Origin of the sequence: Marinicauda salina (genome assembly GCF_003122085.1) — a bacterium.
Classification (GTDB): Bacteria; Pseudomonadota; Alphaproteobacteria; order Caulobacterales; family Maricaulaceae; genus Maricicauda_A; species Maricicauda_A salina.
On record NZ_QEXV01000003.1, the window covers coordinates 34,455 to 54,000 of the forward strand.

A 19,546-nucleotide genomic window follows, 5' to 3' on the forward strand; every position below is an offset into this window, starting at 1 on the left:
CCGATCCCATGTTCATCGACAGCCACGTGAATCTTCACGGGGACGCCTTTGAAGCGGATCTCGGCGACGTCCTCGATCGCGCGCGGGAGGCGGGCGTCTCGCCGATGATCGCCATCTGCTGCCGGCTGTCGGATTTCGACGCCGTGCGCGCGATCGCCGAGGCGAACGACGACATCTACTGCACGGTCGGCGCGCACCCGCATCACGCCAAGGATCGGCCCGACATCACGCCCGAGGAGCTGGTCGCGCTCGCCGACCACCCGCGGGTCGTCGCGATCGGCGAGACGGGGCTCGACTTTCATTACAATTACAGCCCGCCCGAGGCGCAGTATCCGAGCCTGCGCGCGCATATCGAGGCCGCCCGCCGCACCGGGCTGCCCGTCGTCCTGCACTGCCGCGACGCCGACGAGGCGATGGCCGACCTCCTGGAGGAGGAGATGGGGAAGGGGCCCTTCAAGGCGCTCCTGCACTGCTATACGGGCGGCCTCGAGCTCGCCCGCCGCGCCGCCGCGCTCGGCGCATGGTTCTCCGCATCGGGCATCATCACCTTCAAGAAGGCCGAGGAGGTGCGCGCCGTCTTCCGCGACGTCATTCCCGAAGACCGCATCATCATCGAGACGGACTGCCCGTATCTCGCCCCGGTTCCCCACCGCGGCAAGCGCAACGAGCCGGCCTTCCTGCCCCATGTCGCCGAGAAACTCGGCGAGCTGCGCGGCTGGAGCCTCGAGGAGACGGCCGATCGCACGCGGCGCGCGACGCTGGCGCTGTTCGACCGGATCCCGCGGTGAGCGCGGCCGGGATCATCCGCGCGCGCATCCTCGGCTGCGGCTCGTCGGGCGGCGTGCCGCGCGTCGACGGCGACTGGGGCGCGTGTGATCCGAAGGAGCCGAAAAACTACCGGCTGCGCTGTAGCTTGCTGGTGGAAAAGGGCGCATCGCTTGAAGCGCTCAAGGCGGGTGAGGCGACGCGTCTGCTGATCGACACCACGCCGGATCTGCGCGCCCAGCTGCTCGCTGCCGGCTCGCCCATGATCGACGCGCTGGCTTTCACCCACGATCACGCCGACCAGACCCACGGCATCGACGACGTGCGCGCGCTGGTCTATCGCCGCGGCGCGCGGTTGCCGGCCTGGATGGACGCGGCGACCGGCGCGGCGCTGAGGCTGCGCTTCGCCTATATCTTCGAGACGCCAGCGGGCTCGGGCTATCCGCCATTGCTGGAGCCGATGACGCTCGCTGACGGCGAGGAAGTTAGCATCGACGGAGCCGGCGGCCCGCTGGCGCTCACCAGCTTCACCGTCGGTCACGGATCGATCGATTGCGCCGGCGTCCGCGTCGGCCCGCTGGCTTACACGCCGGATGTCGATTCCATCCCGGAGACCGGGTTCGCCGCGCTGGAGGGCGTCACCGCGTGGATCGTCGACGCGCTGCGCGAAAAGCCGCACCCCAGCCACGCCCATCTCGGACGCGCGCTGGAATGGCTGGAGCGCGTGAACCCCGCGCTCGGCCTGCTGACCAATCTCCACATCGACATGGATTATCGCACGCTGCTCAAACGCTGCCCGGACGGGGTGAGGCCGGCCTATGACGGTCTCAGCCTCGTCATGGACGCCGATACGGGGGAGATCGTCCATGTCGACCGCCCTTAGCTCGGGCCCAAGGTGCGCCACGATTTCTCATAATCTTTCTTATGCGCGAAATGGATCGAGCCATGAGCAAGCCTGACGCCTCCGGCGACGCGCCCGCCCCCGGGCGCGCGGACATCTCGGCCGACGACGAATCCACGCCGCCGATGGCGCGCCTGCTGGCGATCATGGCGCGGCTGCGCGACCCGGAGACCGGCTGCCCCTGGGATGTCGAACAGACGTTCGCCACCATCGCGCCGTACACCATCGAGGAAGCCTACGAGGTCGCCGACGCGATCGAGCGCGGCGACATGGAAGAGCTGCGCGGCGAACTCGGCGACCTGCTTTTCCAGGTCGTCTTCCACAGCCGCATGGCCGAGGAAGCCGGCGCGTTCGCCTTCGACGATGTCGCGCGCGCAATCGCCGACAAGATGATCCGCCGCCATCCTCACGTCTTCGGCGCGGCCGAGGAGCGCGACGCCGAAAGCCAGACGCGCGCCTGGGAGGCGCAAAAGGCCGAAGAGCGCGCCGCCCGCGGCCACGAGTCCATCCTGGAGGACGTGCCCCACGCCCTGCCCGCGCTCATGCGCGCCGAGAAACTCACCAAACGCGCCGCCCGCGTCGGCTTCGACTGGCCCGACGCCGAGCGCGTGTTCGACAAGCTCGACGAGGAGACGGACGAGCTGCGCGGGGCGATCGAGAGCGGCGACCAGGACCACGTCGCCGAGGAGCTGGGCGATCTATTGTTCGTGTGCGCCAATCTCGCCCGAACGCTCGGCGTCGACCCCGAAGACGCGCTGCGCGGGGCGAATTCAAAGTTCGAGCGCCGCTTCAAGTCGGTGGAACGGGATCTGAAATCCGCCGGCCGACGCGCCGAGGACGCCTCCCTCGACGAGATGGAGGCGCTGTGGGTCAAGGCGAAGAACGCCGAGAAGTCGAGACCGGATTGAACCGTTACTCCGCCGCGGCCTTCTCGGCGCTGATCTCGAGACCGGGGAAACGCCGGCGGAAGCGTCCGGCGTCGGGCCCGGACAGCCGCGCCACGGCGAAGGTCGTCCCGCTCTCGGCGTCCACGCGCTCCTCGAGCACGTCGCCGTTCTCGTGAACCCAGGCGAGCGCCTGGGCGTCCTCGGGATCGGCGCGGAAGCGCAGCACCGTGTCGTCCATCGACAGGGCCTGCTCGACGAGCGCCATCAGCGCGTCGAGCCCCTCGCCCGTCGCCGCCGACATCACCGCGGCCGGCGGAACGCCGGGCCGTTTCGGCAGCCGCGCCCGCCATTCGATGTCGGCGCGGTCGGCTTCGGACAGCCGGTCGGCCTTGTTCCACGCCTCGATCACGCGCTGGCCGTGCTCGGCGCCGGCGTCGAGGGCGTCCAGAACCGCCTCGACATCGGCCTTGCGGCCTTCGTGGTCGGGATCGGACACGTCGCGGACATGGACGAGGATGTCGGCCTCCCTCACCTCCTCCAGCGTGGCGCGGAACGCCGCGATCAGCTCGGTGGGCAGATCGGTGATGAAGCCCACCGTGTCGGAGATCAGGATCTTGCGGCCCGAGGGCGAGCGGATCGCGCGCACGGTCGGGTCGAGCGTGGCGAAGGGCATGTCCTTCGCGAGCACCGCGGAATCCGCCAGGATATTGAAAATCGTGGATTTTCCGGCGTTCGTGTAACCCACGAGCGCGACCGTCGGCCAGGGCGCGGCGCGGCGGCGCTTGCGATGCAGCGCACGCGTGCGTTTGACGTCCTCGAGCTCGGCGCGGAGCTTCGCCATGCGCTCGGAGATCAGCCGCCGGTCGGTCTCGATCTGGGTCTCGCCCGGTCCGGCGAGGAAGCCGCGGCCGCCGCGCTGACGTTCAAGGTGGGTCCAGGTCCGCACCAGCCGCGAGCGCGCGTAGGTGAGACGCGCGAGTTCGACCTGGAGCCGGCCCTCCTTGGTGCTGGCCCGTTCGGCGAAGATCTCGAGGATGAGCCCGGTACGGTCGATGACCTTGGCGTTCCAGGCGCGCTCCAGATTGCGCTGCTGGACCGGCGTGAGCGCGGCGTCGATGACGACGGCGTCGGCGCCGAGCGCGACGATGCGGTCCTTGAGCATCGCCACCTTGCCGGACCCGAAATAAGTCGACGGATCGAGCTTGCGCAGCTTCTCCTCGGCGCGGTCGACGATCTTCAGCCCGAGCGCCTCGGCGAGGCCGCACGCCTCCTCGAGGCGGGCTTCGGCGCGCGCGGGGTCGGCGTCAGGCGCGGCCGGATGAATGACCAGCGTGTTGTCAGAAGGCGCGGCGCGCTCGATCAATCCTCGTTATCTCCTTCGTCTTCGTCCTTGTCGCCCTCGAAGAGCTGAACCGGCTGACCGGGCATGATCGTCGAGATGGCGTGCTTGTAGACCAGCTGGATCTGACCCTCGCGCCGCAAGAGCACGCAGAAATTGTCGAACCAGGTCACCACGCCCTGAAGCTTCACGCCGTTGACGAGGAAGATGGTCAGCGGCGTCTTGCCCTTGCGGACCGTGTTGAGGAACACGTCCTGCAGGTTCTGTTTCTTGTCGTTCGCCATGTTGTTTTCTTCTTGCAGCCCCGAAGCGCTTCCTTCCGCTAGGTAAACACAGCGCCGCCGCCCCGCAAGCTTCAAGCCCCTCCGTCCGCGCGCGCGGCGGCTTCGTAGAGCGCGCGCAGACGACGCGCCACGGGGCCGGGGCGGCCCTCCCCGATCGGCGCACCGTCCAGGCTCACCACCGGCGTGACGAAGCTCGTCGCCGAGGTGATGAACGCCTCCTTCGCCGCCTTCGCCTCGTCGAGGGTGAAGGCGCGCTCCTCGAAGGGTATCCCTTCGGCGTCGAGCGCCGCGCGCACCGTGCTCCGCGTGATGCCCGGCAGGATGCGCTGATCGAGATGGCGCGTCGTCAGCACGCCTTCGGCGGTGACGATCCAGGCCGTGCTGGAGGCGCCTTCGGTGACCCGGCCCTCGTTATCGACGAACCAGGCCTCGTGGGCGCCCGCCTCCCGCGCGGCCTGCTTGGCCAGGACGTTGGGCAGCAGCCCGACCGACTTGATGTCGCACCGCCCCCAGCGATTGTCGGGCGTCGAGACGATCCCGACGCCTTCGGCGGCCTTCTTCCCGGCGGCGGCCAGATCGGCGGACCGGGCGGTGACCACAAGCGTCGGCCGCGGCGCGGGGACCGGAAACGGATGATCCCGCGAGGCCGCGCCCCGCGTGATCTGGAGATAGACCAGCCCGTCGCGAACCCGGTTGCGCCGCAGCGTCTCGCGCAGGACGACGTCGAGGGCGCGGGGCGTCATCGGCATCGGGATGCGAAGCTCGCCCAGCGAGCGCTCGAGACGCGCCATGTGGCCGGCGTGATCGAGGAACCGCCCGTCGCGCACCGACCAGACCTCGTAGACGCCGTCGGCGAACTGGAAGCCGCGATCCTCGACGCCGATCGCGGGCGCGTCGACGGGCAGGTAGCGTCCGTTCACGTAGGCGATACGCGCCATGAGCTCACTCCGGGGCGAAGACGGCGAAGACGGCGGCGGCGGCGGCGAGCACCTCCAGCCGGCCGAGAACCATGACGACCGACAATACGGCTAGCACGCCGGCTGGCTGCGCGCTGTAGTCCACGGCCGCGAGCGGTCCGGCGTTGGCGAGCGCCGCGCCGGTCATCAGCCAGCCGTCGGCGAAATCCGCGCCGGCGATCCCGGCGGCGATCGCGCCCAGCGCCAGGGTCGCGGGAAACGCCAGCGCGTAGACCCACACGCTCACGAGCGCCTCGCTGGTGGTCGCGCGCCCGCCGAGCCGGGTGCGCACCGCCGCGGAGGGATGCGCCAGCAGGTTCAGGTCGGCGCCCGCCCGGCGCGCCAGCAGGAGCACGCGCGACATCTTCAGCCCGCCGGCCGTGGAGATCACGCCGCCCCCGACCAAGGCCGTCAGCACCAGCAGCACCGGCGGCAGCACGTCGCCGCCGCTCGCGTATCCCGCCGTGGTGATCGCGAACACGCCGTCGAGGAAGCCGCCGGCGATCGCCGCCGGCCCGGCGACGAGCCAGGCGGTCACGGCCAGCGCGCCCGCGGCGGCGAGCAGACCGCGCAGCTCGCCGATGCGGCGGCTCATCCGCCGCCGGCTCAACAGTTCGTATTCGAGCGCGATGTTCCAGCCGCCGGCCAGCGACAGGGCGGCGAGGACGACCAGCCCGCCGAACGGCGCCCACTCGCCGACCGGGCCGGACTGCGGCGCGAACCCGCCGGTCGCCGCCCCCGACAGGGCGAGACAGAGCGCGTCGAAGGGTCTCACGCCGGCGATCAGCATGGCGACCCATCCCACCGCGGTCAGCCCGGCGTACACCCCGCCGATCCGGCGGCCCGCCCGACCGAAATTGGTGAACAGGTCCTCGCCCTCGACGGTGAGCAGGCTGGTGCGGTGCAGGTCGGCGCCGCGCGAGCCGAGCGCGGCGAACACGGTCACCGCGAAGATGACGCTGGCGTAGCCGCCCAGCCATTGCAGCAGGCTGCGCCACAGCACGATGCTGCGGGGCATGTCCTCGGGCACCAGCACCGTCGCCCCGGTCGTGGTGAGTCCGGAATAGGCCTCGAACGCGCCGCCCGCCGCCGATCCCGCCGCGGCGATCAGCGGCGGCGCCGCGATCAGCGGCGTGAGCGCCCAGCCGTAGAAGACGAGCCGCATCGCATCGTGTGGACCGGCGGCGCGCCGCGAGGCCTGCGTGCCCGCCAGCGCGACGCCGCCGGTGAACAGGCCGAGCGCGGCGGTGACGGCGAATCCGCGCGAGACAGCGGCCGCGCCTTCGAGCGCGGCGAGGCCCGCGAACGGCGCGGCGCTTGCGCCGAGGATGACGAAACACCAGCCAAGGGCCCGGAACAGGCGCGGGGAAAGGCGCATCAGAAGTATTCGAGGCTGACGCGGAACATCTGCTCGACCTTCGAGACCGCCGGCTTCAGCGCGAACAGGAGGATGCGATCGTTCTCCTCGATCGTCACGTCATCGCGGCGGAAATAGACGCGATCGCCCCGCACCAGCGCGCCGACGCCCACGCCGTCGGGCAGCTCCATCCGGTGCAGCGACTTGCCGATCAAGGGCGACGTCGAGAGCGCCACGCCTTCGAGCGCCTCGGCCGCGCCGCCGCCGATCGTCTGCAGCCCGGTGATCCGCCCGCGCCGGATGTGCTGGAGAATGGTCGAGACCGTCACCGCGCGCGGATCGATCATGACGTCGATGTCGAGCGCGGTCTTGATCGGCTGGAAGGTCTGATCGTTGATCAGGGTGAGCGTGCGTTCCGCGCCTTCCCGGCGCGCCATGACGGCGCTCAGCAGGTTCACCTTGTCGTCATTGGTCAGACACAGCGCGAGTTCGGCCTCCTCCACGCCCGCCTCGCGCAGGATCTGACGGTCCAGCCCGTCGCCATGCAGGACGACCGTCCGCCTCAGCGTGTCGGCGACCTCCTCGGCGCGCGTCTTGTCGCCTTCGATCACGCGCACCTTGACCCCGGAGACGCGCTCGAGCGCCTTGGCCACGTAGAGGCCGATATTGCCCGCGCCGACGATCACCACGCGCCGCGCCCGCGGAGCCGAGCGGCCGAAGACCTCGAGCGCGCGGCCGACATGGCCCGCCGCGACGCTGAGATAGACGTCGTCGCCGGCCACCAGCGGATCGCCGCCCTCGGGAATGAACAGCGAGCCTTCGCGCTCGATCCCGACAATGTCCAGACCGAGATCCGGGAACAATTCCAATATCTGGTTCCGGGAACTTCCTGCGACGGGCGAAGTCTGCTCGATGCGAACGCCCAGCAGCTGCACCCGGCTGTTGGCGAACGGCGCGGTCGTGAAGGCGCCGGGCGTCTCGAGGCGCTGCAAAATCGAGCGGCTGACCTCGAGCTCGGGCGAGATCGTCACGTCGATGGGCAGCGCGTCAGTGGCGAACAGGTCGCTCCAGGCCTTCTCGAGATAGCTCTGCGCGCGCACGCGCGCGATGCGCATCGGCGTCTCGAACAGCGAGTGCGCGACCTGGCAGGCGACCATGTTGGTCTCGTCGGAATAGGTCACCGCCACGAGCAGGTCGGCGTCGCGTCCGCCCGCCCGCTCGAGCACGTCGGGGTGCGAGCCGTGGCCGATCACGCCGCGCACGTCGAGATCGGTGGTGATCTTGTCGATGAGCTCGGCCGACCAGTCGACGACCGTCACCGCGTTGCCTTCGCCGGCAAGCTCCTTGGCGATGCCGTAGCCCACGCGCCCGGCTCCGCACACGACCGCTTTCATGGTCTCGCCGCTCCGTGCGTCAGGATGCCTGTTCCTTGTCGGGATCGCGCTCCGGGTTGGTCACGCCGAGCGTCTTGAGCTTCCGGTGAAGCGCCGAGCGCTCCATGCCGATGAAGGAGGCCGTGCGCGAAATGTTGCCGCCGAAGCGGGAGATTTGCGCGCGCAGATATTCGCGCTCGAAGCGCTCCCGCGCGTCCCTGAGAGGGAGCGCGATCATGCGCTCGGCGTCAAGCCCGCCGCCGCTCTCCCCGCCGCCGGCGACCTCGGACGGCAGCGCGTCGAGACTGACCGGTTCGTCGGCGTCGCCCGAGGCGAGGATCAGCAGCCGCTCCACGTTATTGCGCAGCTGGCGGACATTGCCCGGCCAGTCATGCGCCTGGAGCACCGCCATCGCGTCTTCCCCGACGCGCCGGCGCGGCAGACCCGACATCGCCGTGAGACGCTCGATGAAATGGTCGACCAGCATCGGAATATCGTCGCGCCGCTCGGCGAGGCTCGGCACCTCCAGCGGCACCACGGCGAGACGATGGAACAGGTCCTCGCGGAACCGCCCCTGCGCGATGAGCTCGCGCAGATCCCGCGCCGTCGAGGACAGCACGCGCACGTCGACCTCGACATCGCCGCTGCCGCCGACGCGGTGGAATCGTTGCTCGACGAGCATGCGCAGCAGCTTGCCCTGGGTGGCGATCGGCATGTCGCCGACCTCGTCGAGGAACAGCGTGCCGCCATGGGCCTGCTCGAGCAGGCCGACGCGCTCGACGCCGCCATCGGCGCGTTCGGTGCCGAACACCTCCGCCTCGACGCGATCGGGATCCATCATCGCCGCGCTCACCGCGACGAAGGGCCCCTCCTGGCGGGTGGAGTTGGCGTGGATGAGCCGGGCGATCAGCTCCTTGCCGCTGCCGGGCGGGCCTCCGATCAGCACGCGCGAATTGGTCGCCGCGACGCGCTCGATCATCTGACGCAGCTGAACCGCGGCGGCGGACTCGCCGATGAATTCGTTCTGCATGCCCGACTTGGCGCGCAGCTCGGCGTTCTCCCGTCGCAGGCGGCTCGCCTCGAGCGCGCGCTCGACGGTCAGGAGCAGCTTGTCCGACTTGAACGGCTTCTCGATGAAATCGTACGCGCCCTTGCGGATGGCGGCGACGGCGGTCTCGATGGTGCCGTGGCCCGAGATCACGATCACCGGCAGATCCGGGTCGCCGGCCTTCATCTCGTCGAGCAGCTCGATGCCGTCCAGCCGGCTGCCCTGCAGCCAGACATCGAGGACGAGCAGGGACGGCTTGCGCTGGCGGACCGCAGCGAGCGCCTCGTCGGCGTCGCCGGCGTAGCGGGGCTTGTAGCCCTCGTCCTCCAGCAGGCCTCCGATCAGATCCCGGATATCGATCTCGTCGTCGACGATCAGAACATCATGCGCCATCTGTCTCACGCCTCCGCGCGCGCGGCCGGGTCGGATCGCCCGCCGGCCAGATCAAGCAAGGGAAAGGCCAGTCGCACGATCGCCCCGGGCCCGTCCCCGGGCGGGTCGTCCAGCTCCAGACGTCCCCCGTGGTCCTCCATCACCCGGCGCACGATCGCCAGGCCCAGCCCCGTGCCCTTCTCCCGGGTCGTCATGTAGGGCTCGGTGAGCCGGCTTCGGTCGGGCGTCGGCCAGCCGAGCCCGTCGTCGCGCACCTCGATGATCCCGAAACCCTCCTCGCTGCGAACCTCGACATCGATGCGTCCGCCCGATTTGGCCCCCTCGCCCTCCATCCGGGCGCTGACGCTTTCGGCGGCGTTCTTGAGAATGTTCGCGAGCGCCTGCGAGGCCAGCCGGCTGTCGCACTCGACGGTGTGCGGGCCGTCGTCGCGATCCAGATTGACCCGGAGCTGGGGCGACGCCACGCGCTGGGCGAACACCGCGCCCTGGGCGATATCGCCCAGATCGGCGGCCTCCATCTTCGGCGCCGGCATCCGGGCGAAGGAGGAGAACTCGTCAACCATCCGGCCGATATCGCTGACCTGGCGGACGATGGTCTCCACGCAGCGATCGAACGTGTCGAGATCGTCCTCTGCGAGCTGCTTGCGGTATTTCCGCCTGAGCCGCTCCGCCGACAGCTGGATCGGCGTGAGCGGGTTCTTGATCTCGTGGGCGATGCGGCGGGCGACGTCGCGCCAGGCGGCGTTGCGCTGGGCGCTGACTAGCCGCGTGACGTCGTCGAAGGTGATCACCAGGCCGCCGTTCTCGTCGCGTCCGGCGCGCACGTTGAGGTGGGTGAGCGCGCCGTCCGAACCGGCCAGGTCGATCTGGCGCTCGGCGATCTCGGCGGGCCGGCGGGTCGCCTCCTCCACGACGGGCAGGAAGACCGGCGCGGCCTGTTCGAGATGCTCGCCCACCAGCGAGTCCGGATCGATGTCGAGCAGGCTGGCCGCCGACCGGTTCACCAGCGTGATGCGCCCGGCCTCGTCGACGCCGATCACGCCCGCGCTCACGCCGGTCAGCACCGCCTCGATGAAGGCGCGGCGGCGCTCGGCTTCGGCGTTGGCGTCGAGCAGCGCGCTGCGCTGCGAATTGAGCTGGCGGGTCATCCGGTTGAACGCCCGTCCGAGCGCGGCGATCTCGTCATCGTCGCGGGGCACGTCGACGCGCGCGTCGAGATCGCCCCGGCGCACCCGCTCGGCGGCCGAGACCAGCCGGCCCACGGGCGTGACGACCCGGTTGGCCGCGGTGAGCGCCAGCCAGATCGCACCCACAAGGATCAACGCCGACGCCTCGGCGTAGACGAGAATGAAGACCTCCCGCATCTGGCCTTCGCGCGCGACCGCCTGGCGGTAGGACATGGTCGCCTGTTCGGCCGCGGTCAGCAGGCTGAAATCGGCGTACCAGACGACGTAGAGATAGGCGCCGTCATAGTTCGGCAGGTCGATCAGCATGCGCACATAGTCGGGCTCGTCCTCGCGCTGCACGGGATCGCTGACGCCGATGTCCTCGTGCGCGAGATCGAACAGGCGCAGAGACGGCGCGGCGAAGGCCGGCGCGCCCGGCGCCTCGGCGCGCGCGAGGATCGTCGCCCGCTCATCGATGACATAGGCCGCGGCGAACCCCCGGCCGATGGCCTGGCTGCGCAGATACTCGGCATACCGGATCCGGTTCTCCTGCAGCCCCCGGATCGCCTGGGGCTGCGACAGATCGTTCACCATGCCCAGCAGCTGCAATTCCGCGAGACTGAGCGTCAGCGGCGCCTGCTCGCGGGCCATCGCCGCGGTGGTCTCGACGAGCGTGTTCACCCGCTCGCCGAACCAGAACTCGACGCCGCGGCCGAGCACGAGCGCGTGGAAGGCCGCCATGAGCGCGGCCGGCGCGACGGCGGCGAGCGCGAACAGCGCGATGAAACGGATATGCAGACGCGGCGCGGGCTCGCCGAAGCGCCGGCCCATCAGCTTGCGCGCGGCGCGCGCGACCGCCGTGCCGGCGAGAGCCGCGATCAGGACCGCGTTGACGGCGAGCAGACCGTAGAAGACCGCCCCGCCCTCGCCGACGGCGCCGGTCTCGGAAAGCGCCAGCAGCGCGAGCGCCACCAGAAGCAGCGACGAAACCGCGAACCCGGCCGCGAACAGCGAGACCCGACCGGCCCCGGCCAGTGAAATGCGACGTGGCGCCAATACCCTTACCTCACGGTCGCGCGGCGGGCATCGTGGACCGGCTGTGACAGGATTTCAACGCAGCTGTTGCGCCTAATCCTCACTTTCTTCATCCAGCCCGAGCGCGGCGATCCGGCGGGCGAGCGTGTTCCGGTTGAGCCCGAGGCGGTCGGCCGCCTCCCGACGCACGCCGCCCGTCGCAGCGAGCGCGGCGCGGATCATGCCGCGCTCGGCGGCCGCGCGGACGTGCTCGGCGATGTCCGTTTCGTCCGCTTCCAGCAGGTTCGCGGCATAGCGCATGGCGGCCGTCTCGATCGCCTCGTCGGCCGCCGCCTCGCCGGGCGTCGCGATCGCCGCCTTCACCGCCTCCAGCGTCACCGCGCCCGGCCCGCCCTGCGCGGCGAGCCGCCGGGCCGCGCGCTCGAGCTCGCGCACTTCGCCCGGCCACACCCGCGATCGGAGGTATCGCTCCGCCGCCGCCTCGAGCTCGGGCGGGCGGCCGGCGCCGGCTTCGAAGAAGCGCCTGAACAGGAGCAGGACGTCGTCGCCGCGCTCGTGAAGCGGCGGCAGGTCGACATGACCGACGCCCAGGCGGTCCATCAGGTCGGGGCGCACCACCCTCCCCGCGTCGGGCGAGACAGTCGCGAGGATGCGCGGCCCCGCCCCGGACGCCTCGAGACGCTCGAGCAGCCGGGCCTGGGTCTTCGGGGTCCAGGCCTCGGCGCGGCGCAGCAGCACCGCATCGTCGGCCCCGAGCCCTTCGAAGACGCCCGCGAAATCGTCGTCGAGCGCCGCCGGGCCGGCCTCGCGCAGCATCCCGTCCCGCTCGGACGCCGCGTAGAGCGCGCGCGCCGCCGCGGCCCGACCCGACCCGTCCGGACCGGAGAAGACCACCGGCTCGCGGCGCGGGGCCAGCCGGGCGATCGCGCGAAAGGCTTCCTGCATGGCCGGCGAACGGCCCGCGAGCATGGCGAACGGATCGGCGCCGGACCGTTTCGTCTCGCCGGCCGTACCGAGCGCGCGTTCCACCGCCGCGGCCAGGTCCTCGAGATCGAAGGGTTTCGGCAGGTACTCCACCGCCCCGCCCTGCTCGGCGCGGATCGCGGTGGCCGCCGTCGTCTGCGCGCTGATCACGATCACCGGCGCGTTCGGCCGGGCCGCCCTCACCTCCTGGAGGCGCTCAAGGAAATTCTCGCGGCCGAGCAGGACATCGGCGATGAGCAAATCCGCATCGCCGCGCGCCATGCGGTCGATGGCGGCGTCCGGCGACGCGGTCGCCCGCACCTCGTAGCCCGCCCGGGACAGGGCGCGCGATATCACGAGCCGCAGCGAGTCGTCGTCTTCCAGAAGCTGGATGCGCCGGCTCATCGTCCCGAAGCGTCCTCGCGCAGGTAGAGATGGAACACGGTGCGGCCCGGGCGGCTCTCGTACTCGACCCCGCCTTCGTGAAGTTCGGCGACGCGGGCGACGATCGCCAGGCCCAGCCCTTCGCCGGCCGGCTTGCCGGTCACGAACGGGTTGAAGACGGCGTCGCCGAGATCATCCGGCACACCGGCGCCGTCGTCGAGCACCGCGATCTCGAGCCGCGCATCGGGCGGCGCGCCGGCCGGGGTCGCGCTGCGATAGCGCGTGACGATCTCGACGGTCCCGCCGCCCGCGTCGGCGACGGACTCCGCGGCGTTGGTCAGCAGGTTCAGCAACGCCTGCAGCAACAGGTCCCGGTCGCCGAAGGCCGGCGGCAGCGAAGGATCGAAGCGCTCGACGAAGCTGACGACCTCCCCCGCAGCCATGGCCGCCGAGCCGCGCGCCTCGCGGGCGAGCTCGTTGAGATTGACCGGCCCGAACGGCGCCGGGGCGATGTCGCCGACGGCGCTCCAGCGATCGGCTATGCGCCGGGCGCGATCGAGTTCGCCAACGATCACCTCGGCGAGTTCGCGCGTCTCGACGTCGTCGCTCGACGCGATCAGCTGGGCGGCGCCGCGCGCTCCGGCGATCGGGTTCTTGAGTTCGTGCGACAGCATCCGGCCGAATCCCGCCGCGGCGCTGGCGGCCCGGTCGCCGCGCGCGCTGACGCCCGCCTCCGGCCAGAGACGGAGGCCGACCACCGCGCCCTCGCCCTCCGGCGCGGCGTCGATCGCAGCCCGACGCGGCCCGTCGGCGGTCTCGATCGTCACGTCATGGCCCAGCACCTCGCGCCCCTCGGCGATCGCGCGTTCGGCGAGACGCCAGGCGGCCTCGCCCGCCGCCCCGGCGTCGACCAGCGCATGGCCCTCCAGGCGCGCGCGCGAGCGCTCGAGAACGGTCTCGGCGGCGGGATTGGCGAACAGGATGCGGCCCCGGGCATCGATGAGCACGAGCGCCGTCGCCGCGGCTTGGGCGGCCCTTTCCGCCGGATCGCGCCCGGCCTCGCTCACGCCGCGCGCCGGACGGTCCGCCCTTCGGCGAAGGCGATCAGCCCGGCCTGCGCCTCGGCGACCGCGCCGCTGCGGCAGAGCCGCCCGCGCCAGTCCTTGCGCGCGTCCGGGTCGGGTTCGGCCCAGTCGACGAAGGAGGCGAAATGCTTGCGCATGCAGCGCACGCCCAGCTCCGCGCCGTACAGGGTCGCGGCGTCCTCGACCGCCTCGGCGAGCGACGCCGCGCCGACGGCGGGATCGGGCTCCTCGAGCGCGCCGCCCGTTATCAGTGCGCGTCCGATCGCGCCGGGCAGCCACGGCCGGCCCTGGCTCGCGCGGCCGACCATCACCGCGTCGGCGCCCGATTTCGCCAGCGCGGCGCGGGCGTCGTCGGCGTCAGCGATGTCGCCGTTGACGATGACCGGGACATCGACGGCGGCCTTCACTGCGGCGACGGCGGCCCAGTCGGCCGCGCCCTTGTAGAATTGCTGGCGCGTGCGGCCGTGCACGGTGATCAGGCGCACGCCGGCGTCGACGGCCCGCTTGGCCAGCTCCGGGGCGTTGAGACTGTCATGGTCCCAGCCAAGCCGCATCTTGAGCGTCACCGGCAGATCGACGGCGTTCACCGTCGCCTCGACCAGCGTCATCGCGTGGTCGAGATCGCGCATCAGCGCCGAGCCCGACAGCCCGCGCGTCACCTGGCGGGCCGGGCAGCCCATGTTGATGTCGATGATCTCCGCGCCGGCGTCGGCGGCGATGCGCGCGCCGACATCCATCCATTTCGCCTCGCGGCCGGCGAGCTGGATCACGCGCGGCGCGACATCGGCGTCGCCGGCCATGCGGCGGGCGACGTCCGCGCGGCCCTGGGCGAGCGTTTCGCAGGCGACCATCTCGGAAACGACCATGCCCGCGCCGAAGCGCCGCGCCTGCTTGCGGAACGGGTAGTCCGTAACCCCCGACATCGGCGCGAGCACGGCCGGTGCGTCCACGACGACGTCGCCGATCGAGAAGGCTCCGGGCCGGGCGGGTGGCGGCGCGTTGCTCATGGGCGGGGAGATACCGCGTCTGGACGCCCGCTTCCAGACGCCGTAACGCTTGGCGCTCTCGGAACCGAGCGAGGACGCACGCGATCATGGGCTTCAGCGCCTGCATCGTCGCCGCCGGACGCGGCGAGCGCGCCGGGGGCGGAACGCCCAAGCAATACCGCGCGCTCGGCGCCAAGCCCCTTCTGGCCTGGTCGCTCGAGGCCTTCGCCGCGCATCCCGGCTGCGCGGAGGTCGTCGTCGCCGTCGCGCCCGGCGACGCCGAGCGCGTCGCAGGCATCGCCGCCGGCCTCGAAAGACCGGTTCGAACGGTCGAGGGCGGCGCGACGCGGACCGCGTCGGTCGCGGCGTGCGTCGACACGGCGACGGCCGACGCCGTCCTCATCCACGACGCGGCCCGGCCTTTCCTGTCGGCGCGGCTCATCGACCGGCTTCTCGCAGCGCTCGAGACCGCACCGGGCGCCGCACCCGCCCTGCCCGTCGCCGACGCGCTGGCGCGCCGGGATGATCAGGGCGTCGAACCCGTCAGCCGCGAGGGGCTGGTGCGGATCCAGACCCCCCAGGCTTTCCGGACCGAGGCGATCCGGGCGGCCTTCGCCGCGGCCGGTCCCGACGCGGCGTTTCCCGACGAGGTCTCGCTGGCGCGCGCGCATGGCCTCGACGTGACGCTCGTCGACGGCGAGGAAGACAATTTCAAGATCACCTGGCCGGAGGACTTCATGCGCGCCGAGAAGTTGTTGCCGCAAGGCGCAGGTGGAACCCCTGTTACGGGTTTCGGCTATGACGTCCATCGCCTGGCCGCGGGCGACGGCGTCACCCTGTGCGGCGTGCGCATCGACTGCCCGTTCCGCCTCGTCGGGCACTCGGACGCGGACGCCGGGCTTCACGCCGTCACCGACGCCGTGCTCGGCGCGGCCGGACGCGGCGATATCGGTGAACACTTCCCGCCTTCGGACGCGCGCTGGAAGGATGCGCCGTCCGACCGCTTCCTCCGCCATGCGCTCGACCTGGCCGCCGAGGCCGGCGTTTCGATCGTCCATGCCGACGTGACCCTGATCTGCGAGCGGCCGAAGATCGGGCCGCACCGCACGGCCATGCGCGCCCGGCTCGCCGAACTCCTCGGGCTCCCGGAGGCGCGGGTGAACGTCAAGGCGACGACGACCGAGGGCCTCGGCTTCACCGGCCGCGGCGAAGGCCTCGCCGCCCAGGCCGTCGTCACGGGGATCGCCAGATGAGCGCCCGCTTCTCGCCCGTCCGCGTGCGCGCGCGCGCTCTCGTGGAAGCCGCGACGGCGCGCGGGGTCATGCTCGCCACCGCGGAAAGCTGCACGGGCGGGCTGGTCGGCGCGGCGCTTACGGAGATCGCCGGCTCGTCGGCGGTGTTCGAGCGCGGCTTCGTGACCTATTCGAACGCGGCCAAGACCGAGATGCTGGGCGTTCCGGCCGGGACGATCGAACGCTGCGGCGCCGTCTCGCGCGAAACCGCGGCCGCCATGGCGTCTGGCGCGCTGGCGCGTTCCCGCGCCCAGATCGCCGTATCGATCACCGGGATCGCCGGGCCGGGCGGCGGCGCGCCGGGCAAGCCGGTCGGGCTCGTCTGGTTCGGGCTGGCGGCGACGCGCGGCGCGAACCTCACCGTGGCGCGCTGTTTCGGCGATGTCGGCCGGGAACGGGTCCGCGAGCTGTCGGTGCTCGAGGCGCTGCGCCTGCTCTCAGCGGGCGTCGAGCGCTTCTAGCTCAGCGTCCAGGTCGAGCGTCTCTTCGCCCACCATTGGATAGCGCTTCTCCGCCTCCTCGCCGAAGGCGCGGATGAGATAGCGCACCGCCCGGCCGCGGCTGGTGTCGACCAGCGTCTGCAGCAGCGGATTGCGGAAGGCGTAGCGAATCCAGAAATCGACCAGCGTCGAACCGTCGGACAGCTCGTGAAACCGCCAGCGATTGGCGAGATCGTGGAACGGCCCGTGAAGATATTTCACGTCGATGCGCCGGTTCGGCCGGTCGAGATGGACGCGCGTCGAAAAGCGTTCGCGGACGAAGCGGAAGCGCACGCGCGCCTCGGCGTCGAGATCGCCGACGCCGTTCTCGACATGGTCGCGCGTAACCCGCATCGCGCTGATGAGGTGGATGAAATCGGGATAGGCGCGCACGTCGGCGACGAGATCGAAGAGATCGTCAGGCCGAAAGCGCAGCCTGAGGCGTTCCTCGTACTCGGCCGACACCGGCGCTAGACCCGCCGGCCCGCCTTGAGCGCCGCCTCGCGCGCCTCGCGCAGGCGGACGAAATCGTCGCCGGCGTGATAGCTCGAGCGCGTCAGCGGAGTCGCCGAGACCATCAGGAAGCCCTTGGCGCGCGCGATCGTCTCGTAACCCTTGAACTCTTCGGGCGTGACGTAGCGATCGATGGCGGCGTGCTTGCGCGTCGGCTGCAGGTACTGGCCGATTGTGAGGAAGTCGACGCCGGCCGAACGCATGTCGTCCATGACCTGCATCACCTCCTCCTTGGTCTCGCCGAGCCCGACCATGATGCCGGACTTGGTGAACTGGGAGGGGGCGCGCTCCTTCACGCGCTCCAGCAGACGCAGCGAGTGGTAATAGCGCGCGCCGGGCCGGATCGAGAGATAGAGCCGCGGCACCGTCTCGAGATTGTGGTTGAAGACGTCGGCCTTGGCGTCGATGACGATCTCGGCCGCGCCCGGCTTCCTGAGGAAGTCCGGGGTCAGGATCTCGATCGTCGTGCCCGGCGCGTGCTCGCGAATGGCGCGGATCGTCTCGGCGAAGTGCTCGCCCCCGCCGTCGGAGAGGTCGTCGCGATCGACCGAGGTGATGACGACGTGCTTGAGCTCCATCGCCGCGGTCGCCTCGGCGACCCGGCGCGGCTCGTCGTGGTCGAGCGCGTTGGGCAGGCCGGTCTTGACGTTGCAGAAGCTGCACGCCCGGGTGCAGGTGTCGCCCAGGATCATGAAGGTCGCGTGCTTCTGCGACCAGCACTCGCCGATATTCGGGCAGCCCGCCTCCTCGCAGACGGTGACGAGATTGTTCTCCTTCACCACCTTGCGCGTCTCGGCGAAGGTCCCGCCCGCGGGCGCCTTCACCCGGATCCAGTCCGGCTTGCGGAGCACCGGGGAGTCGGGGCGCTTCTGCTTCTCGGGATGGCGCGCCGCGCGCGCCGCGTTGGCGTCTATCAGGGTCGTCATGGCGCGGAACATGGACCGCGCCGCCCCGCGGTTCAAGGCGCGGACGCGCCGGAATCATCGGCCGTGACGCGACCGCGAAAAAAGACCCGGCGCGGCGCTCGGGCCGGCCGGGTCTGCAGCAGTCTTCGGCGTCGTCGGTGCGACGCCGCGGGGGAACGGTCTCAGGCGGCGGGTTCGGAGGCCGCCTCCTCGGGCAGCTGCCGGGAGAAAATGGCCATCGACCAGGCGCCGAACCCGATGCACAGGACGACCAGGCTCACGATCCAGCCGAGCACGGGCACGGCGCCCAGAGCGGCCAGCGCGAGCAGGACCAGCGCGAGTGACCCGGTCCGAAGACCCAGCCCGGCGCGTTCGCCCGAACGGTTGAAGATCATGTCGCCGATGGCGACCCCGCCGAAAGCGAACGCCAGGAACAGGATCACCGGGAAGGCGAACAGCACCACGAGCGCCAGCGGTATGCCGATCACCGTGGCGAGCAGCAGCACGGCGAGCGTCAGCACCAGAACCGGCGACACCGCGAACACCACCAGGCCGAGCAGTCCCGAAATCCACGGCCGCTTGCGGAACGCCATGGCGACCGCGGCGACCGATTTCGGCGCCATGAGCGAGGCCAGCAGCCCCAGCACGAAGGCGCTGGCGGCGAAGGCGCCCCCGAACGCCCAGCTCGGCGGACCGAAGTCGAGATCGAAATTGACGCCCTCGAACTCGCCGATCTGGTGCTCGTCCCATTCGGCGAACTCGTAGGTGACCTCGCCGGCGATCTCCGCGCCCTCGGCGATTTCGGGCTCGTTCGGACCGCGCACCTCGATCGGGCCGCTGATCCGCGCGCCGTCCTCGAAGGTGACGTTGCGGGCGCGGATCTCGAGCGGGCCGTCAATCTCGCCGTGAATGCGAAGATCGCGCGCGCGCGCCTCGAGCGAGCCGCCGATGCGACCGAGAAGCTGGACTTCGCGGGCGGCGAACTCGGCGTCGCCGGCGATCTCCGCGCCCTCCTCGAGCGTGATGAGCGCGCCGGCGGCTTCGACGCTCCCGCCGATCCGGCCGGTGAAGGTCACGTTCGCGCCGGCTGCGTCGACATCGCCGTCGACGTCGGATCCGATCAGCAGGTCCGCGCCGGCGAGATCCACATCGCCGCCGACGAGACCGTTGAGCGTCACGTCGGCGCCCACGATCGAAACGTCGCCGCCGATATCGGCGTCGATCGAGACGTCGCCCGCGATGCCGCGGACGTCGCCGCCGACGCGGCCGTCGAGCGTGACGTCGCCGGCGAGGAAGCGGATATCGTCATCCTCGTCGAGGCTGAGATTGAGATCCCCGCCCAGATACTGGGCCTGGGCTCCGGCGCCCGCCGCCAGCGCAAGCAGCGCGCCGAAGAGGAGTGACTTGAGATTATTCATGGGCCTGACCGTCCTGT

The 19,546-nt window shown here is 71.1% G+C and carries 18 protein-coding genes; 5 read left to right on the forward strand and 13 right to left on the reverse strand.

Annotation, left to right across the window (positions count from 1 at the left end):
• Window positions 1–8 precede the first annotated feature (8 nt).
• The 3 genes from DDZ18_RS05695 to mazG all read left to right on the forward strand — a co-directional run bounded on the left by DDZ18_RS05695 (window position 9) and on the right by mazG (window position 2,574).
• Complete coding sequence (locus tag DDZ18_RS05695) at window positions 9–788, forward strand: TatD family hydrolase (RefSeq protein ID WP_109252419.1); 780 nt, start codon at window positions 9–11, stop codon at window positions 786–788.
• On the forward strand, window positions 785–1,648 hold the full coding sequence (locus tag DDZ18_RS05700) for an MBL fold metallo-hydrolase (RefSeq protein ID WP_109252420.1): 864 nt from the start codon (window positions 785–787) through the stop codon (window positions 1,646–1,648). Before DDZ18_RS05695 ends, DDZ18_RS05700 begins: the two co-directional genes overlap by 4 nt.
• Before the next feature lie 62 nt (window positions 1,649–1,710).
• Window positions 1,711–2,574, forward strand: coding sequence for a nucleoside triphosphate pyrophosphohydrolase (mazG, locus tag DDZ18_RS05705; RefSeq protein WP_233245723.1), 864 nt, complete (start codon window positions 1,711–1,713; stop codon window positions 2,572–2,574).
• A 4-nt stretch (window positions 2,575–2,578) separates the two neighbouring features.
• Here mazG and hflX read toward each other — a convergent pair whose 3' ends face one another.
• The 10 genes from hflX to dusB all read right to left on the reverse strand — a co-directional run bounded on the left by hflX (window position 2,579) and on the right by dusB (window position 14,943).
• The gene (hflX, locus tag DDZ18_RS05710; RefSeq protein WP_109252421.1) at window positions 2,579–3,916 is read right to left on the reverse strand and encodes a GTPase HflX; all 1,338 of its coding nucleotides are present in this window, start codon (window positions 3,914–3,916) and stop codon (window positions 2,579–2,581) included.
• On the reverse strand, window positions 3,913–4,176 hold the full coding sequence (hfq, locus tag DDZ18_RS05715) for an RNA chaperone Hfq (protein WP_109252422.1): 264 nt from the start codon (window positions 4,174–4,176) through the stop codon (window positions 3,913–3,915). The genes hflX and hfq overlap by 4 nt, the downstream gene beginning before the upstream one ends.
• A gap of 71 nt (window positions 4,177–4,247) precedes the next feature.
• The gene (locus tag DDZ18_RS05720; protein WP_109252423.1) at window positions 4,248–5,114 is read right to left on the reverse strand and encodes a D-amino-acid transaminase; all 867 of its coding nucleotides are present in this window, start codon (window positions 5,112–5,114) and stop codon (window positions 4,248–4,250) included.
• A 4-nt stretch (window positions 5,115–5,118) separates the two neighbouring features.
• Window positions 5,119–6,510 (reverse strand): potassium transporter TrkG, encoded by a 1,392-nt coding sequence (locus DDZ18_RS05725; RefSeq protein ID WP_109252424.1) that lies wholly within the window; start codon window positions 6,508–6,510, stop codon window positions 5,119–5,121.
• Window positions 6,510–7,883, reverse strand: coding sequence for a Trk system potassium transporter TrkA (gene trkA / locus DDZ18_RS05730; protein WP_109252425.1), 1,374 nt, complete (start codon window positions 7,881–7,883; stop codon window positions 6,510–6,512). The genes DDZ18_RS05725 and trkA overlap by 1 nt, the downstream gene beginning before the upstream one ends.
• 19 nt (window positions 7,884–7,902) lie before the next feature.
• Entirely contained in the window at window positions 7,903–9,303 is a 1,401-nt protein-coding gene (ntrX, locus tag DDZ18_RS05735; RefSeq protein WP_109252426.1) for a nitrogen assimilation response regulator NtrX, read from the reverse strand.
• A gap of 5 nt (window positions 9,304–9,308) precedes the next feature.
• Complete coding sequence (locus DDZ18_RS05740; RefSeq protein WP_233245724.1) at window positions 9,309–11,525, reverse strand: sensor histidine kinase; 2,217 nt, start codon at window positions 11,523–11,525, stop codon at window positions 9,309–9,311.
• A 72-nt stretch (window positions 11,526–11,597) separates the two neighbouring features.
• Window positions 11,598–12,872, reverse strand: coding sequence for a response regulator (locus tag DDZ18_RS05745; protein WP_109252427.1), 1,275 nt, complete (start codon window positions 12,870–12,872; stop codon window positions 11,598–11,600).
• Window positions 12,869–13,918: a two-component system sensor histidine kinase NtrB gene (locus tag DDZ18_RS05750; protein WP_158272081.1), complete on the reverse strand. Its 1,050-nt coding sequence runs from the start codon at window positions 13,916–13,918 to the stop codon at window positions 12,869–12,871. Before DDZ18_RS05750 ends, DDZ18_RS05745 begins: the two co-directional genes overlap by 4 nt.
• Window positions 13,915–14,943, reverse strand: coding sequence for a tRNA dihydrouridine synthase DusB (gene dusB, locus DDZ18_RS05755; protein WP_109252429.1), 1,029 nt, complete (start codon window positions 14,941–14,943; stop codon window positions 13,915–13,917). The genes DDZ18_RS05750 and dusB overlap by 4 nt, the downstream gene beginning before the upstream one ends.
• A gap of 86 nt (window positions 14,944–15,029) precedes the next feature.
• Between dusB and DDZ18_RS05760 the strand changes: the two genes are divergently transcribed.
• Complete coding sequence (locus DDZ18_RS05760) at window positions 15,030–16,175, forward strand: bifunctional 2-C-methyl-D-erythritol 4-phosphate cytidylyltransferase/2-C-methyl-D-erythritol 2,4-cyclodiphosphate synthase (protein WP_109252430.1); 1,146 nt, start codon at window positions 15,030–15,032, stop codon at window positions 16,173–16,175.
• The gene (locus tag DDZ18_RS05765) at window positions 16,172–16,675 is read left to right on the forward strand and encodes a CinA family protein (RefSeq protein ID WP_109252431.1); all 504 of its coding nucleotides are present in this window, start codon (window positions 16,172–16,174) and stop codon (window positions 16,673–16,675) included. The genes DDZ18_RS05760 and DDZ18_RS05765 overlap by 4 nt, the downstream gene beginning before the upstream one ends.
• Here DDZ18_RS05765 and DDZ18_RS05770 read toward each other — a convergent pair.
• From DDZ18_RS05770 to DDZ18_RS05780, 3 genes are all read right to left on the reverse strand, one after another.
• Entirely contained in the window at window positions 16,652–17,158 is a 507-nt protein-coding gene (locus DDZ18_RS05770) for a type II toxin-antitoxin system RatA family toxin (RefSeq protein ID WP_109252432.1), read from the reverse strand. The genes DDZ18_RS05765 and DDZ18_RS05770 overlap by 24 nt on opposite strands.
• A gap of 5 nt (window positions 17,159–17,163) precedes the next feature.
• Window positions 17,164–18,132 carry a lipoyl synthase gene (gene lipA, locus DDZ18_RS05775; protein WP_109253062.1) on the reverse strand — a complete coding sequence of 323 codons (969 nt, stop codon included), beginning with the start codon at window positions 18,130–18,132 and terminating at the stop codon, window positions 17,164–17,166.
• A gap of 161 nt (window positions 18,133–18,293) precedes the next feature.
• Window positions 18,294–19,529, reverse strand: coding sequence for a polymer-forming cytoskeletal protein (locus tag DDZ18_RS05780; protein WP_158272082.1), 1,236 nt, complete (start codon window positions 19,527–19,529; stop codon window positions 18,294–18,296).
• Window positions 19,530–19,546 lie beyond the last annotated feature (17 nt).

Excerpts from the sequence above, each read along its gene's own strand:
- DDZ18_RS05695 (WP_109252419.1), top strand. The coding sequence starts at position 9 with ATGTTCATCGACAGCCACGTGAATCTTCACGGGGACGCCTTTGAAGCG.
- mazG (WP_233245723.1), top strand. The coding sequence starts at position 1,711 with ATGAGCAAGCCTGACGCCTCCGGCGACGCGCCCGCCCCCGGGCGCGCG.
- hfq (WP_109252422.1), bottom strand. The coding sequence starts at position 4,176 with ATGGCGAACGACAAGAAACAGAACCTGCAGGACGTGTTCCTCAACACG.
- DDZ18_RS05720 (WP_109252423.1), bottom strand. The coding sequence starts at position 5,114 with ATGGCGCGTATCGCCTACGTGAACGGACGCTACCTGCCCGTCGACGCG.
- DDZ18_RS05725 (WP_109252424.1), bottom strand. The coding sequence starts at position 6,510 with ATGCGCCTTTCCCCGCGCCTGTTCCGGGCCCTTGGCTGGTGTTTCGTC.
- trkA (WP_109252425.1), bottom strand. The coding sequence starts at position 7,883 with ATGAAAGCGGTCGTGTGCGGAGCCGGGCGCGTGGGCTACGGCATCGCC.
- ntrX (WP_109252426.1), bottom strand. The coding sequence starts at position 9,303 with ATGGCGCATGATGTTCTGATCGTCGACGACGAGATCGATATCCGGGAT.
- DDZ18_RS05745 (WP_109252427.1), bottom strand. The coding sequence starts at position 12,872 with ATGAGCCGGCGCATCCAGCTTCTGGAAGACGACGACTCGCTGCGGCTC.
- dusB (WP_109252429.1), bottom strand. The coding sequence starts at position 14,943 with ATGAGCAACGCGCCGCCACCCGCCCGGCCCGGAGCCTTCTCGATCGGC.
- DDZ18_RS05760 (WP_109252430.1), top strand. The coding sequence starts at position 15,030 with ATGGGCTTCAGCGCCTGCATCGTCGCCGCCGGACGCGGCGAGCGCGCC.
- DDZ18_RS05765 (WP_109252431.1), top strand. The coding sequence starts at position 16,172 with ATGAGCGCCCGCTTCTCGCCCGTCCGCGTGCGCGCGCGCGCTCTCGTG.
- lipA (WP_109253062.1), bottom strand. The coding sequence starts at position 18,132 with ATGACGACCCTGATAGACGCCAACGCGGCGCGCGCGGCGCGCCATCCC.
- DDZ18_RS05780 (WP_158272082.1), bottom strand. The coding sequence starts at position 19,529 with ATGAATAATCTCAAGTCACTCCTCTTCGGCGCGCTGCTTGCGCTGGCG.